Source organism: Ornithinibacillus jepli, assembly GCF_047228935.1.
GTDB lineage: Bacteria > Bacillota > Bacilli > Bacillales > Amphibacillaceae > Ornithinibacillus.
The window spans coordinates 604,816-621,251 of the sequence record NZ_JBFEGG010000002.1; the positions used below are offsets into that span (position 1 = coordinate 604,816).

Below are 16,436 nucleotides of genomic sequence, written 5' to 3' on the forward strand. Positions count from 1 at the left end.
TCAAGTCTTACTTATATACACAATTTGTGAATAACTTTTGGGAATTGGGGATAAGTTGTGAGTCTTTCTACTTTCATACAATGTACTCAGTGTGAATAACTGGCATCCTGATAAGCCTACGCGACATCAAAATGCCAGTTTTTTCATATTATCGTTGCACATCCAGTACTAATGTTGTATTCTTGCGCTCCCCATCACGGTAATATGTGATCTCAATTTCATCACCAATTTCCTTTTCCTGATATAATATCTTTCGCAAATCAATCATATTCATAATCTCTTTCCCATCAAGATGGGTTATCACATCAAGTCTATCTAGCCCAGCAAGTGCAGCAGGCGAACGCTCCTCTATACTCCACACGTACACACCACCATTAACGTCATTCGGTAAGTTCAATGTCTCTGCCCACTCTAAGCGTGGAATCTCATCTAGTGAATAAATCTCCACACCTAGATAAGGTCTTCTCACTTGGCCTGTTTTCTCTAGCTCATCAATAATTGGTCTTGCGGTATCAATCGGAATAGAAAACCCAATCCCCTCAACCGCTTCCTCATTAATTTTCATTGAGTTAATCCCAATCAGCTGTGCATCCATATTAATCAATGCACCACCACTGTTCCCTGGATTAATCGCTGCATCTGTCTGGATAACCTCTGCCTGCCAATCTGCCCGTCCGTCCAAATTATAATCCTGGGGAATTGTCCGCTGCAAACCACTCACAATCCCTTGCGTCACGGAACCCGAAAACATATGCCCAAGTGGATTCCCAATCGCAATAACTGGCTCGCCAACCTTTAAGCTCTCCGTAGACCCCATTTCAATCGTTCGGTCCACTTTTTCCCCATCAATTCTTAGTACAGCTAGGTCCGAAAACAAATCATTACCAAGTAACTCTGCCTCGAGCACTGTATCATCATTGAGAAGCACTTCGATATCATCCGCCCCCTCAATAACATGATGATTCGTGACAACATACGCGTAGCGGGAATCTTTTTTATAAATAACACCAGATCCAGTCCCCGCTTCACTCTCCTGCTGCTGCTCAAAGAAATCACCCCGATGTTGCAGATTCGTGATCCCAACAACCGTAGGAGAAACAACTTCAACCACCTCCGTTATACGGGTGGAAATATCTAATGAAACAAGCTGTTCCTCGGCACTTTTTTGATTCGTTACATCTGAATTAATCGCTGTACCCATCTCTTTTACTCTCGGCACCGCTATCGCCATAACCAAAACCCCAATAACAACACCTAAAAATAATGGCAACCAGCTATTTCTCCTTTTCCGATGCGGATTCGGAGGATAATGTTCATTATAATACCCCATAAAAAAAGCTCCTTTATACAGCATAATTACAGCAAAAGCTACTTATATTATGTTCTCTTTAAAGGAGATTAAACATTAGGTTTAACATTGCATTTCCGGTGAAAATGTAATAGATTTTTTAATAGAAAGGATGTGGAATATGGAATATAAAACTAGATCCGTACCAAAGGAACTGCAGATATTAGAGGTCTTACATACACGAATGGAATTACAGGAACATGATAGGCAGAGGTATCTCAGTTTAAAAAAAGGATTAGAAGGGGAATTGCTATTTGATAGTCACACGAGACAATTGAATTTGGATTGCCTAGTAATAAATGATCTTCTGCTTCAAATAAACAACATTACGTTTCAAATTGATACTTTGCTTATTGCTGATGCTATCTACTTTTATGAAATTAAAAACTTCGAAGGGGATTTTTACCTTAAAGATAATAGACTCTATAATAACTTAAACTTCGAATTGAATAATCCTCTAACACAATTAACAAGAACTGAATCGCTCCTTAGACAGTTGTTGCAAAGCCTAGGAATAAACACCAACATTCATTCCTTCGTAGTTTTTATCAACCCGGAATTCACTCTATTCCAAGCCCCTATTGATAAGCCGATAATTCTCCCAACACAAATTAACCGTTACATGAAACGGTTAAATTCTCTTAACTCCAAAATAACTCAGAAGCATAAAACACTAGCAAATAAATTAATCTCATTGCACTTAGAACAGTCCCCATATACTAAATTACCTGACTATACCTATGAACATTTAAAAAAGGGCATAGTATGTCATATCTGTAAGTCATTTGATATTAATGTTGAAGGAAGAAGTTGTATTTGTGGAAAATGTGGTAATACACAACTTGTTACTGAAACTGTATTGAGGAGTGTTGAGGAATTTAAACTGCTGTTTCCTGAAGAAAAGATAACAACTAGGGGAATTCATGAATGGTGTAGGATATTCTCTAAGAAACGGATATCAAGAATTTTAAATAGTCATTTTAAATCGATCGGTATCAATAGGTGGGTGTATTTTGAGTAGGCGTTTCCTAGTTCCACGCTATTGGAATTTGTCATTAACTTTTTGTTGATTTTGACCAATAGATTCCTACTATTGAACGTTTCTTTGTCGTTTATCTTCAGGTTGTCCAATAGTTCTCCTCTATTGGACTTTTCTTTCTCTTGTATCTTCATTTTGTCTTTTACAGCTACTATATTAGACAATACCTCATCATTTCTCTCCATTTTGTCCATTACAGCTCCCCTATTAGACAATACCTCATCATTTCTTTCCACTTTGTCCATTACAGCTCCCCTATTAGACAATACCTCATCATTTCTCTCCACTTTGTCCATTATAGCTTTCCTATTAGACAATATCTCAATATTGCTCTCCATTTTGTCCATTATAGCTTTCCTATTAGACAATATCTCAATATTGCTCTTCATTTTGTCCATTACAGCTCTTCTATTGGACACATAACTCTCATTTTTCTCTACTTTGTCCATAACAGCTCCGCTATTGGACAATTCTCCATCAATTATCCTCATTTTGTCCAATAGCCCCCCTTCTCAACCCAACAAAAAAAGAACGACCCCACAGTCGCTCTTCCTCAAACCCCCCGGTTACCCAACCTCATACATCAAAGTTGGAGCCCCTGGGTCGGTATCATATAAATCTACCTCTATGCCGCGTTCTACAAGTATATTCCCTACTGACATGCGGGCGAGGTCCTTCATGTTGTTGTCTTTACTTAAGTGTGCTAGGTAGATCCGTTTCGTATTGTTATCGATTATATCGGTCAAAGCAAGTCCACAGTCTTCGTTGGAGACGTGGCCGGAGTCGCCTAGGATACGGCGTTTGACGCTCCATGGATAACGGCCCATGCGGAGCATGCCGACGTCGTGGTTTGCTTCAAAGATGTAGGCGTCCGCACCTTCGACGGTTTTCTTGATTCGTTCGGATACGTAGCCTAGATCCGTCACGAGTGCTACCTTCTTTCCGCCGTTTCGGAAGACGTAAAACATTGGCTCTGCAGCATCATGGGATACTCCGAATGATTCTACATCAATGTCGCCAAAGGTCTTTACTTCCTCCATATTAAAAGTAAACTTTTGATCTAATCCAATCTTTCCGATGGAGTTTTCCATTGCTTTCCACGTTTTTTCATTTGCATAGATTGGTAGATTATATTTACGTGCCAGGATTCCTAGCCCCTTGATATGATCACTATGCTCATGGGTCACTAGGATTCCGGATAACTCAGATGGAGATACTTGAACCTCACTAAACAGCTTGTCCATTTGTTTTCCGCTAAGGCCAGCATCAACTAAAAGTTTCTCTTTATCTGATTCTATATAAAACGCATTCCCCGTACTCCCGGATGCCAGGACGCTAAAACGTAATGCCATGATGATTCACTCCGATTGCTCAAGTTTGCTAGACAATAGGTCTAGCATGTTCTGTTTAAATTCTTCATTATCTCTAATTAAAATCGTGTTATCTACAATAGTGTTTAATGCATTATCAAGAAAATCATGATTTTCTGGTATAACTTTTCGTTCAAAGCCATCTACTAAACGGGTGCGGTCATCATTAATAGTAATTTTCCACGTAGGAACAAGTACTTGGCGTCCGCTCTCTAATGGGAAAAAGTTATGATAACCTAGTTTTACTTCTGTTACTGTATCATTTGTATAGAGTAAGTTATTGTTATACAGTTCCTTAATCGCTGATAAAGGCTTTTCTAATACTTCCTCTTCGTTAATTACTTCGAGATCTCCTAAAACCGTCTGTGTATACCCGACTACTTCATTTGCATCATTTAAGTAAACTAGGAGCATTCCGTTCTGATTATAGTAAATTGGTCTTTCATTCTTCTTCTGGAAAAATACAAGAATATTCCGTTCCATATCCCAATATTCAAAAGTATATTCATTTCCTAAGTATACCGCACTTGTAAGCAGTTGTGCTATATCATCACTAGTAGCATTTTCTGGAATAGCAAATGGTTCTTCCAGTAGGGAATTAATATAACGATCACCTACGACTATAATTTCCTGGTTTTCACGAGATGTAATTTCTTCTATTTCTTCTTTATTAAATGTTTTTGGTTCAATCGCCATTAAGGACTCATTCGGTACTGTATTAGGTAAATCTTCTGGTATGGATATATTTTCTACTTCTAAAAACCGTTGTTCTTCCTCTATAGCCGAACTATCTAGAGTACCTATATCATCTTGCTTTTGCACGACTAGAACCAGCAAATATATGTCAAGAAGTAAGAAGGAAAGGATAAATAATGTTTTTATTTGACCCCATTGCATCCTAGCTCACTCCTTTATTAGGCAATTTTTCTTCTGTTTGAAATTGTTGCCATCGGTTATTCACCTTAATGTACCATTCCGGTGTTAGGTTAATAACATAGTTATTTGTTTCATCTATTTGGAGGCTTAATCGATAGCCAATTCGAATATCTTGTATATCACTTACTTTATAGGTATAGTCTCCACTCTTTAATTTATCGATAACTTCATTACCTGGAGGAATGTCATATTGAACACTACCTGCAAAATCTAACTTATATAATGGCTGTCTATGCTCGATTAGTTCATTATTAGCGAATCGCTGTTCAATTACCGATAAATTATCTAAATTAAACACCGGGTAGCCTTTATAATGCATTAAATATTGTATTTCATTGCTCGTTGTGTTGACCTGTTCTAGCTGATAATCATGTGTCCACCCTTTAAATCCATTAATAGTAGTAATACTTCTATCAATAATATCTAAAATTGTCATCGGACTCCGAACCACATTTTGTGCCATAATATATTCCATATTCATTTTTGTTTCTCCGCCAAATACTTGCATGGATCTTGGACCATCTTGATACCAAAGAATCTGATCTGCTGTCACATTCTCAATTACGGAGGACGGGTCTGGAAATAACGCATTTTTAAGTACGGTATAAGGTAATTCATTAAACCGTAATGTGTACTTACGCATTTCAGTCGGTTGGATTGGAACATAAACTGGATACTCACTAGGCTCTAGCATGACATACTCTTCTAGACCATTTAACTCTCTAATAATACTATCTACAAGCTCATATTTTTGTGTATTATTCACATCTGCACTAAGTTGCTGCTTTCCATCAACAGTAAGGAAAATAAAGGTCATGGATTTATCTGATTCATCCATCGTTATATATACCCGTTGAAAATATAAATTTTCTGGCACGATATAACTATCTTGATTATTAATCGTAAATAAACTTGGAATGATTTCCATTGGTAATTTAACCGGGAATATCATTTCCACTAAATTTTTGTCTCCTACATTTGGTCTCCCATTTGCGTCACTAACACGGAAATTATACAGTACCCATGAAGTCATATCCTCATATAAATTAATTTTATCTTCTGGGTTGGCAAAACCGAAATAGTTATCTCGCCATTTCTTAAAAATAATATGACTAGGCTGAACTAACGTTTTTCTTGTTTCTTCTGTACCACCAAGATTTAACTCACTAGGATCTAGTAAGTGTTCTTCCTCTAATGTTTCATTATTCGGGGTATGACTCCATAGGCTATAAGTCAAAATGAGGCTAATCCCTACTAAAATTGCTAACGCATATGTTTTAAGAAGTTCTATATTCATTAATTATTCCTCCGCTTCTTACCCATCAGCGGGAGTGTAAATATAACCGTCGTTCCTTTGCCTTCTTTACTTTTCGCCCATATTTTCCCGTGGTGTGCTTCGACTAATTCTTTTGAGATGGCAAGACCAAGTCCTGTTCCTCCTAGTTTTCTAGTCCTTGCTTTATCAATTCGGTAGAAACGTTCAAAGATTTTCTCTAGTTTATCATACGCGATTCCCATACCCTCATCGGTAATGGAAACCATGATTTGATGTCTCTGTTTAATGACACGACACGTAACAGTTCCACCCTCTGGTGAATATTTAATCGCATTTGAAATAATATTATCAATAACCTGAATTAATTTATCTTGGTCAATCCAAACATACAGCTTCTCATTCGGTAATTCACGAACAAATTCAATATGCTCTGGTGCGTTCATTTCAAAGCGGTCAATAACATGATGGAATAATGCAACAAAATCAGACCGTTCTTTTAACAGCTGTTGTTCCTTATTATCCATCTTAGAAAGCTGCAGTAAGTCATTAACCATTCTAATCATACGCTCGGTCTCGTTTTGGGTAACTTCTAAAAATCTCGGCGCAATCGCTTCATTTTTCCACTCTCCATCCATTAAAGCCTCAATATAGCTTTTCATTGTGGTAAGTGGTGTGCGTAATTCATGTGATACGTTGGAAACAAACTCCCTACGTTCTTGTTCGATTTTTTCCTGTTCGGTTACATCACTTATAACGGTAATAAAGCCTGTAATTTCATCATCGTCGTCCGTTACAGTCGAGAAGTTAGCACGGATTAGGAAAATTTCATTATCATCACTAAAATCAATAATCATCGACCCATTTTCCGGTAGCTCCGGTAAATCGATTTCTTTATCATCGAACTTTAGTACATCCATAATGAACTCGCCATAAATTTCTTCTGGGTTTACACCAAGAAGAATTCCTGCAGGTTCATTCATTAACACAACTGCACCCGTTTCATCCGTCGCGATTACTCCGTCAGACATATTTTCAATAACCGAATTTAACTTCCTTGTCTCTTCTTCTGTTTTCGCATAGGAATGTTTTAGCTGATCATTTAAATCATTAAACGCAATCGCCAGTTGTCCGATTTCATCTGCTCCGTAAACATTAACCTTTTGCGTAAAATCTCCCTTACCCATTATTTGTGCTTGTCTACGCATTTCCATAATTGGCTTTGTAATAGCTCTTGCTACTAAAATCCCTAATATGGCAGAAACGACAATGGCTATCATAGTACCATTATAAAAAATTTGATTAATTTTCTCTAACTGGTCATATATGTTTTGATACGGTGCTTCCAAATAAATAACACCAACGACATTTCCATTATGATTAACAAGTGGTGTGGATTGAATGTATAAGAGATTATCATCTGAATCCTCAACTTTTTGAATCCGTTCTTCTCCTATGACAATTGTTTTATTTATAACATCTCTTGTATCCTTTTTACCGATTTTGTCATGATCACTATAATTATTAGTTGCTAAAACCTTGCCTTGACCATCGACTACGATTAAATCCCATGAACTATCTGTATTAATATCTCGAATAATCCCTTGTACATCTTCTTGAAGTGTTGTTTCATCCTCTTCTGTTCGTTCCTTACTAAAGGCATCTTCTAGATAGTGACTTAACACTTCAATTCTTCCATTGATGGACGTTTCAAAATTACTGGTTAATTCCTTTTCCAATGACGAAGTAAAGTATGAACCAATAATTTGTATCGCTAGTAAAATTAAAAGAATATAAATTAGCGTTAATTTTAATTGTATCGAGCGAAAAAAGCCGACTTTATGCATAGAACCTACTCCTGATCAGGATTACGTAAATAATATCCAACTCCACGACGTGTTACAATCCACATTGGGTTACTTGGATTTTCTTCAATTTTTTCTCTTAGCCTTCTTACTGTAACGTCAACGGTTCTAACATCACCAAAATAGTCATAACCCCATACCGTTTCTAGCAAATGTTCACGTGTCATCACTTGGCCGATATGTCGAGCTAAGTAATGTAACAATTCAAATTCTCGGTGGGTTAATTCAATCTCCTTACCATCTCGTGAGACCGTATAGGCATCTGGGTGAATTGTTAAAGAGCCAATTGTAATATCCTTATTTTCTCTCGTTGCATCATCCGGTACATGTTGTTGTCTTCTTAGATTCGCCTTTACACGTGCAATTAACTCTCTGTTACTAAATGGCTTTGTAACATAGTCATCTGCGCCCATTTCAAGACCTAATACTTTATCAATTTCAGAATCTTTCGCTGTTAGCATAATAATAGGCATCGTTTTCGTCTTTCTAATTTCGCGGCAAACTTCATTACCATCTTTATTCGGTAACATAATGTCTAATAAGATTAAATCTGGATTTTCCGATTCTGCTAATTTAATTGCCTCGTCTCCATCATTAGCGACAACAACTTCATAACCTTCTTTTTCTAAATTAAATTTCAATATATCCGCAATCGGTTGTTCATCATCTACAACTAAAATTTTCTGTGCCATCATAACACATCCTTTTTTTATATTTTAAGTTTATATATATTCGAATGAAGCCTTTAATTTTAAGTGTATATCCTATATTTTAACTTACTTTTTCCTAAATGTCTTGTTCCTAAAGACGGATTAGAGCGGACTGGCTTGTATACATCTTATAAAAATTGAATTACTCCTGTTCCTGTAGAAAAACATCCCTACTAAAAAAACTGACTCACAATAGTCATCATGAGTCAGCTTTTTCTATGTTAATTTAAATAATTTAATGGATTTTGTAATGCACCATTCTTATAGACTTCAAAGTGTAAATGCACCCCTGTTGAATTTCCAGTCGAGCCCATTACACCAATCTGTTGACCTTTTTGAACGACTTGTCCAACTTTTACATTGATTGAAGACAAATGTGCGTAAATGGTCTTCATTCCATTATTATGATTAATTTCAATCTTATTCCCAAAGCTACCTTGATAACCGGCGAATACGACTGTTCCATTATCAGCAGCTAAAATCGAGCGGTTAGACGGACCAGCAATATCAATTCCTTTATGGTACGATCCCCAGCGGTATCCAACATGACTGGAAATATATCCACCAACTGCTGGCCAGCTTAAGTTTCCTGTACCTCGAGACGGGATTACTTTTGTACCTTTAACAATTACTTTATTAACAGCTTCTTTGGTAACTTCCTCTTCTAACACATCACGATTAGTGACTTTACCATTTCGAATCTCTACAGCATAATGAACAACTTTCTCACCGTCAGAACCTTGTTGCTTAACCTTTTGATCACCTTTGAATAAATCGTCTGATTCTACTATCTCGGTTTCATAGTTGATCTCTTCTTTTTTCTTTTCTTCTTTTTTCACAACTACATCTACAAATGGTTTTAATTCTGTTACATTTACTTCTTGTCCAATTTGGATAAGCGTATCTTCCTTAATGGAAGGGTTTAACTCTAGCAAAGTTTCTAAGGACAGATCGTATTTAGAGGCGATTGACCCTAATACTTCACCCTCTTGAACCGTATGTTTTTCCTCTTTAAGGGTGCCTTTTTCTAGTAACTTTAGACCGTCTGCTACAGTTAAAACTTCTTTCGGATTAACTTTTTTCGTAGAATATGAAACATCCTTTGATAACGCAACGTCTAATATAATAGATTCGCCAACTGCAATGTCTGCTGGTTCAAAAGGAGTATCAACGATTTGGGGACCGTTAGACTCTTCTACAGTAGACTTTGCGGATTCTATTAATTCTAGTGTTTCTTTATCAATATACTTTAATTTATAATCTTCAATGACCTTTTTAGCGTCCATTTCATCTTCAAAATATCCAACGACTTCATCACCAATTGAAAGCTCGACAGCATCTGCTTTCACAGTTAGATTCTCTTCTAAATATTTCGTGATAGCGTCATTGTGATATGTAGGATTAAATACTAACTCTGAAACGAATTTAACATTTTCTCCTATATCTAGGTCAATATCCTCATATTTTCCTTGTGCTTGTTGAAGTTTCTCATTTATGATCTCTTCCACAATTTGTTGGTCACTCACTTGACCGATATGCTTCCCATTTACATAAACATGGTGTACTTTGCCTACATTAGTGGATTCCTCTGCAAAGACTATTCCCGTTAGTAGTACGGATATAATCCCAGTACCAATAATGGCTCTCTTAAGCAGACTATTTTTCTGCTTAATTTGCTTTTCTTTTCCCGAGAACACGCGATTCCCCCCTATTACTATATGAATATATATATTTATCTACTTTTTTTATAGATTAAAAGACCTATGTTTACCCTTTATTAATCTATCATAATTTTAATAGGGTGGGAACAACATCCGCCCTTTTGTAAACAAATTGTATAATTAGCTACATAATTTTCTAAAATCATTGTATTTTCATCCGATATTATGTTGAAAATGGCGTGTTTTTCCCAAAAATATACATTTTGTTTACATTTGTGTAACATTATGTAATATATTTTCGAGTGGTGCGATTATAATGAAGCGAACAGAAAGAGGTTGTCATTGCTTTTTTTTAGGTGGGTTGTGTAAATAAATTCATGAGCGTGGTTATCATCATACTTTTTACCGGTTTTAAGTGAAAAAACATGCTCACGACGTTTTTTCGTTAATTACTAGCAAACATGATGATGAGCAAGCCTCTCATAGTATTTTTTCATATACTTAAAGATCATCATGACCGACCAATTTATACAAAAAAATGAGAGCATATCAGCTCTCATCTTTTATTAATTTCCATAAACCCCACGTACTAAGTTCGTTTGTGTTCTATCTGGCCCTACGGAGAAGATAGATAACGGGATTTGAGTTAGTTGGGCAATTCGTTCTAAATAATGACGGGCATTGGCAGGAAGCTCGTGTAAGCTTTTTACATTCGTAATATCCTCTGTCCAACCAGGCATTTCTTCATAAACTGGTTCACATTCCGCTAATACTTTCAGGCTAGCAGGGAATTCTTCCATAATCTCGCCCTTATATTTATAAGCGACACAAATCTTCAATGTCTCAATTCCAGTTAATACGTCAATAGAGTTTAACGATAAATCCGTAATTCCACTTACTCTTCTAGCATGGCGAACAACGACACTATCGAACCAACCAACACGGCGTGGTCTTCCAGTAGTGGTCCCATACTCGCGGCCAACTTCACGAATTTGATTACCAATTTCATCATGTAGTTCTGTTGGGAATGGACCATCACCTACTCGGGTTGTGTAAGCTTTTGAGACACCGACGACATGCTTAATTTTCGTAGGTCCAACACCTGAACCAATCGTTACTCCTCCAGCAATCGGGTTAGAAGATGTAACAAATGGGTAGGTTCCTTGGTCGATATCTAGCATTACCCCTTGGGCACCTTCAAATAACACGCGACGCCCTTCATCAAGCGCATCATTTAAGACAACAGACGTATCACATACGTATTTTGCCATTTGTTGTCCATACTCATAATACTCTTCTAGAATATCTTCAACTTTTAATGGCTCCACTTCGTATACTTTTTCAAATAGACGATTTTTTTCTCTTAAGTTTTGCTCTAGTTTTTCATGGAAAGTATCTTTATCTAAAAGATCGGCAATACGGATTCCAGAACGTGCTGCTTTATCCATATATGCTGGTCCGATTCCTTTTTTCGTTGTACCGATTTTATTGATACCTTTTTCTTCTTCTTGCAAAATATCTAATTTTAAATGATATGGCAAAATAACATGAGCACGATTGGAAATTCTTAAATTGTCAGTTGAAACATTTCTCTCATGTAAATAAGCAATCTCTTCTACAAACGCTTTTGGATCAATAACCATACCGTTACCTAATACACAAATCTTCTCTTTAAAAAAGATTCCGGATGGGATTAGGTGAAGCTTATACGTAATTCCATCAAATTTAATCGTATGGCCAGCGTTGTTACCACCTTGATAACGAGCAACAACTTCTGCGTTTTGTGATAAATAATCTGTGATTTTTCCTTTTCCTTCGTCACCCCATTGGGTTCCGACTACTACTACTGAGGACATAGCGCACCTCCATGATTTATACACATTATATGTGTTTTGTTTAATTCCATTGGTTAGTGTACCAGTGATTTGATAAATAGTCAATGTAAACACGAATGATAGTTTAGTTTGATAATTTATTGTTCGGTAATTTGTAATACAATTATTGTTTTGGTGGGTTTTATGGCAGGTGTTAGTTATAGTTTAACTCTTTAGGTTGGGAATATCCGTTAATTTTCAAGATACTAGAAATCTTGGTAAGTGCATCTAACCCGCTCCCGGAAATATACTTCGCTTTCCATGGGCGGCTGGTGAGCCCCTCAGAGCTAAAGCTCTTTTCGGGTCTCTCCGATGCCTATCCTCCCATAGGAGTCTCCGTATATTTCCGGGAGCTCGTATAGTTTAATATCTTTTTTAGTTATCCATCTTATCAATGACTCTCCTTATAATTTCATAATCATCTATTTCTATTAAATTAACTCTAATAACTACATACAAAGTCCCCCCTATCACCTCAAAACAAAAAAACAGCCCATAATAGGCTGTTATGCATGAATTGGTTCTGGTGGGATATCGCTTGATTGGTAGCGATGGTCCAGGTCTACGAATTTATTATATTCTTTTACAAATGCAAGTTCTACGGTTCCTACTGGGCCGTTACGTTGTTTTGCAAGAATGATTTCAATAATATTTTGTTTCTCTGTTTCTTTATCATAGTAATCATCACGGTATAGGAAGCCTACAATATCGGCATCCTGCTCGATACTTCCTGATTCACGAAGGTCAGACATCATTGGACGTTTGTCCTGACGTTGTTCCACCCCACGAGAAAGCTGTGATAGTGCAATTAATGGCACATTTAATTCACGAGCTAGTCCTTTTAAAGAACGGGAAATCTCTGAAACTTCTTGTTGACGGTTTTCACCTGGTTTACCACTACCTTGAATGAGCTGTAGGTAGTCGATTAAAATCATACCTAGACCATGTTCTTGCTTTAGACGGCGACACTTAGAACGGATTTCACTTACGCGGATACCTGGTGTATCATCAATAAAAATACCAGCATTCGATAAACTACCCATTGCCATCGTCAGCTTGCTCCAGTCATCTGGCTCTAACTTACCATTACGAAGACGGGTTGCATCAATATTACCTTCCGCACATAAAATACGTTGTACGAGCTGATCTGCTCCCATCTCCAAACTAAAGATCGCAACATTTTCATTCGTGTTTACTGCAACATTTTGCGCAATATTTAAGGCAAAGGCCGTTTTACCAACCGAAGGACGGGCCGCAACGATAATTAAATCATTGCGCTGGAAACCGGATGTCATTTTATCTAAGTCACGGTAACCAGTTGGAATCCCAGTAACATCTGCCTTACTACGATGTAGCATTTCAATTTTATCGTACACGTCAATTAATACATCTTTAATTTGCTTAAAGCTTCCAGTATTCTTACGTCCAGAAACCTCTAGAATACTTTTTTCCGCTTCATTTAGAACGTCCTCAACCTCATCCTCACGTGCAAAGGTTGTCGTCACAATATCGGTTGCTGTTCTGATTAGACGACGAAGGACAGCTTTTTCTTCTACGATTTTTGCATAATATTCAATGTTTGCTGCTGTTGGGACACTTTCTGCCAGCTGTGTTAAATAGGTAACTCCACCTGCTTCTTCTAGTTGCTGACTATTGGAAAGAGCAGTAGTCACCGTAACTAAATCAATCGGTTCCCCTCTGTCAGAAAGCTTTAACATGATTTCAAATATTCGTTGGTGACTTGCTCGGTAAAAGTCACCTGGCAAAAGTAGCTCAGATGCCGTTGAAAATGCTTCTGGTTCAAGAAAGATAGCGCCAATTACAGCTTGTTCTGCTTCAATATTATGTGGTGGAGTTCTATCATTCCATTCACTCATAATTAGTTTCCTCCTTTAACCGTAGCACTTGTACCTTACTGTTCAACAACATGTACTTTAACCGTCCCTGTCACTTCAGGGTGAAGTTTAATCGGTACATTTGTATAACCTAAAGCACGAATTGGGTTTTCTAATTCGATCTTACGTTTATCTATTTTAATGCCATGTTTTTTGTTTAGTACATCCGCAATTTGTTTGCTTGTAATGGAGCCAAACAGTCTTCCACCATCGCCTGATTTAGCTTCTAATTTCACTTCTAAGCTTTCTAGTTTGGTTTTTAATTGTTCCGCTTCTTCTTTTTCCTCTTGCTCTAGTTGTTTTGTTTTACGCTTTTGTGCTTCTAACGCTTTTAAATTACCAGGGGTTGCTTCCTCGGCAAGATTGTTTTTTAGTAAGAAGTTTCTTGCATAACCATCGGATACATTTTTAATTTCACCTTTTTTCCCTTTACCTTTAACGTCTTGTAGAAAAATTACTCTCATTCTACTTCGCTCCCCTCGTAGTATTCATCTAATATATCTTTTAAACGTGATTCTGCTTCTTCAATTGTTGTATTTTCTAATTGGGTAGCAGCATTCGTCAAATGCCCTCCACCATTCATCTGTTCCATAATAATCTGGACATTAATTTCACCTAATGAACGAGCACTAATACCGATTTTTCCATCACTACGCTCCGCGATAACGAATGATGCGGAAATTCCCGTCATCGTGAGTAACGTATCTGCGGTTTGCGCAATTAATACCGGTCCATGGACATCATTTGGATCTGCCTTTGTAATCGCAATGGAATTACGATAAATTTCAGTTCGTTCTATTAATTTACTACGCTTCACATATAAATCCAAGTCTTCTTTTAAGAACTGTTGAACAAGCACAGTGTCCGCACCCTTCGCACGCAGATACGATGCGGCATCAAATGTTCTTGAACCAGTACGTAATGTAAAGCTCTTCGTATCCACCGTGATACCGGCAAGAAGCGCTGTCGCCTCCAGCATTTTAAGCTTTTCTCCTTTAGGCTGGTACTCTAGTAATTCGGTAACCAATTCCGCCGTAGAGGACGCATATGGCTCCATATACACTAATGTTGGATTATCAATAAATTCCTCGGCACGTCTATGATGGTCAATGACCACTTTATATTCCGACCTACTTAATAAACGTTTACTTACAACCATTGACGGCTTATGCGTATCTACAATTACAATTAAACTTCTACTTGTAATGAGATCCTCCGCCGTATCCGGATCAACAAAATGCTCCCATAATTTCGGCTCTGCTTTAATGGCGGAAACTAAACGATTTACTCCTGTACTTACATCTTCCGGATCAAATACGATATAGCCATCCACACCATTTGTTTGGGCAATATTTAATATTCCAATCGCAGAACCTATCGAGTCCATATCTGGCGCTTGGTGCCCCATAATAATGACCCGGTCACTCGCTTTAACAAGATCCCTTAACGCATGGGAAATGACCCTTGCTCTGACACGCGTTCGTTTTTCCATTGGGTTCGTTTTTCCACCATAGAAACGGACTTTACCAGAATCGTCCTTAATCGCAACCTGATCACCACCGCGACCAAGTGCAAGGTCTAAACTAGATTGTGCTAATGTCCCTAACTCCGGTAATGGTGCGTTACCTACCCCTACACCAATACTTAATGTGATTGGAATATCTAACTCGGAATTAAGCTCATGCATTTCATCTAATATATCGAATTTCGTTTGTTCTAACTGTTTTAAAATCTCTTTCGTACCGACAGCTAAGAAGCGGTCTTGAGAAGTTCTCTTCAAATATAAGCCATTATCATGTGACCATTGATTTAAAAAGGCAGTCACTTCCGAATTTAGCTGACTTTTAATCGTATCGTCCATGTTTTGCGTAATTTCATCGTAATTATCGAGAAAAATAATAAATAATACCGTTTGCTCATTTTGATATAACGTTTCAAGCTCTGCTTGTTCCGTACGGTCAAACAAATAGATTAATCGTTCCTCCCTACGGATAATTGCTTGAAATTCAAATTCATCAAGTTTAATACGAACTTCATCATTATTTTCTTTAATCATCGGTATCAATTCTTCTGAAATAGCATTTAATGACTCGCCAACGATCGTATCCTCTTCGGCAAATTGATTCATATATTGGTTCGTCCACTCAACCGTATATTCATCACTATATAAAATAATCCCGATTGGCATTTCTAGTAATGCCTCTTCTCCTACCTTTTTAACTCGGTAGGATAACGTGGAGATATATTGCTCTGTCTCATCGGATAATTTTCTTTCAATCTGGATGGTATAATAAAACGACACAACTAAAAGTACTGTCATAATAATTCCAAGGATCCATTCATAATACCAAATGACCCCAAGGAGGATGACAGATACAGCATAAATTAGCCATAAATGCTTACTAAGCTTTGGTCGTTTCAACTTATCTGACATGTTAAATTCAGCTCCTATTAATGAGCGCTAG

The 16,436-nt window shown here is 37.3% G+C and carries 13 protein-coding genes; 1 reads left to right on the plus strand and 12 read right to left on the minus strand.

Annotated elements, in window-relative coordinates:
- Positions 1-148: 148 nt before the first annotated feature.
- Positions 149-1,330 carry a S1C family serine protease gene (locus AB1K81_RS11140; protein ID WP_412976708.1) on the minus strand — a complete coding sequence of 394 codons (1,182 nt, stop codon included), beginning with the start codon at positions 1,328-1,330 and terminating at the stop codon, positions 149-151.
- 139 nt (positions 1,331-1,469) lie between these two features.
- On the opposite strand from AB1K81_RS11140, the gene AB1K81_RS11145 reads away from it, so the two are divergent.
- Complete coding sequence (locus tag AB1K81_RS11145) at positions 1,470-2,369, plus strand: nuclease-related domain-containing protein (RefSeq protein WP_412976709.1); 900 nt, start codon at positions 1,470-1,472, stop codon at positions 2,367-2,369.
- Here AB1K81_RS11145 and AB1K81_RS11150 read toward each other — a convergent pair.
- From AB1K81_RS11150 to AB1K81_RS11200, 11 genes are all read right to left on the minus strand, one after another.
- Positions 2,324-2,878, minus strand: coding sequence for a hypothetical protein (locus tag AB1K81_RS11150; protein ID WP_412976710.1), 555 nt, complete (start codon positions 2,876-2,878; stop codon positions 2,324-2,326). The genes AB1K81_RS11145 and AB1K81_RS11150 overlap by 46 nt on opposite strands.
- A gap of 75 nt (positions 2,879-2,953) precedes the next feature.
- A complete protein-coding gene (locus AB1K81_RS11155) occupies positions 2,954-3,739 on the minus strand; it encodes an MBL fold metallo-hydrolase (protein WP_412976711.1) in 786 nt (261 codons plus the stop codon).
- Between the two features lie 6 nt (positions 3,740-3,745).
- On the minus strand, positions 3,746-4,654 hold the full coding sequence (locus tag AB1K81_RS11160; protein ID WP_412976712.1) for a two-component system regulatory protein YycI: 909 nt from the start codon (positions 4,652-4,654) through the stop codon (positions 3,746-3,748).
- A 1-nt stretch (position 4,655) separates the two neighbouring features.
- Complete coding sequence (locus AB1K81_RS11165; RefSeq protein ID WP_412976713.1) at positions 4,656-5,990, minus strand: YycH family regulatory protein; 1,335 nt, start codon at positions 5,988-5,990, stop codon at positions 4,656-4,658.
- Entirely contained in the window at positions 5,990-7,813 is a 1,824-nt protein-coding gene (gene walK, locus AB1K81_RS11170; protein WP_412976714.1) for a cell wall metabolism sensor histidine kinase WalK, read from the minus strand. Before walK ends, AB1K81_RS11165 begins: the two co-directional genes overlap by 1 nt.
- A gap of 5 nt (positions 7,814-7,818) precedes the next feature.
- Positions 7,819-8,523, minus strand: a complete 705-nt coding sequence (gene yycF / locus AB1K81_RS11175) for a response regulator YycF (protein ID WP_412976715.1) — start codon at positions 8,521-8,523, stop codon at positions 7,819-7,821.
- 239 nt (positions 8,524-8,762) lie between these two features.
- Entirely contained in the window at positions 8,763-10,238 is a 1,476-nt protein-coding gene (locus AB1K81_RS11180) for a peptidoglycan DD-metalloendopeptidase family protein (protein WP_412976716.1), read from the minus strand.
- Between the two features lie 530 nt (positions 10,239-10,768).
- Positions 10,769-12,058, minus strand: coding sequence for an adenylosuccinate synthase (locus AB1K81_RS11185; RefSeq protein WP_412976717.1), 1,290 nt, complete (start codon positions 12,056-12,058; stop codon positions 10,769-10,771).
- A 524-nt stretch (positions 12,059-12,582) separates the two neighbouring features.
- Positions 12,583-13,953 carry a replicative DNA helicase gene (gene dnaB / locus AB1K81_RS11190; protein ID WP_412976718.1) on the minus strand — a complete coding sequence of 457 codons (1,371 nt, stop codon included), beginning with the start codon at positions 13,951-13,953 and terminating at the stop codon, positions 12,583-12,585.
- Positions 13,954-13,988: 35 nt separating this feature from the next.
- Positions 13,989-14,435: a 50S ribosomal protein L9 gene (gene rplI, locus AB1K81_RS11195; protein WP_412976719.1), complete on the minus strand. Its 447-nt coding sequence runs from the start codon at positions 14,433-14,435 to the stop codon at positions 13,989-13,991.
- A complete protein-coding gene (locus AB1K81_RS11200) occupies positions 14,432-16,405 on the minus strand; it encodes a DHH family phosphoesterase (protein WP_412976720.1) in 1,974 nt (657 codons plus the stop codon). The genes rplI and AB1K81_RS11200 overlap by 4 nt, the downstream gene beginning before the upstream one ends.
- Between the last annotated feature and the right edge of the window lie 31 nt (positions 16,406-16,436).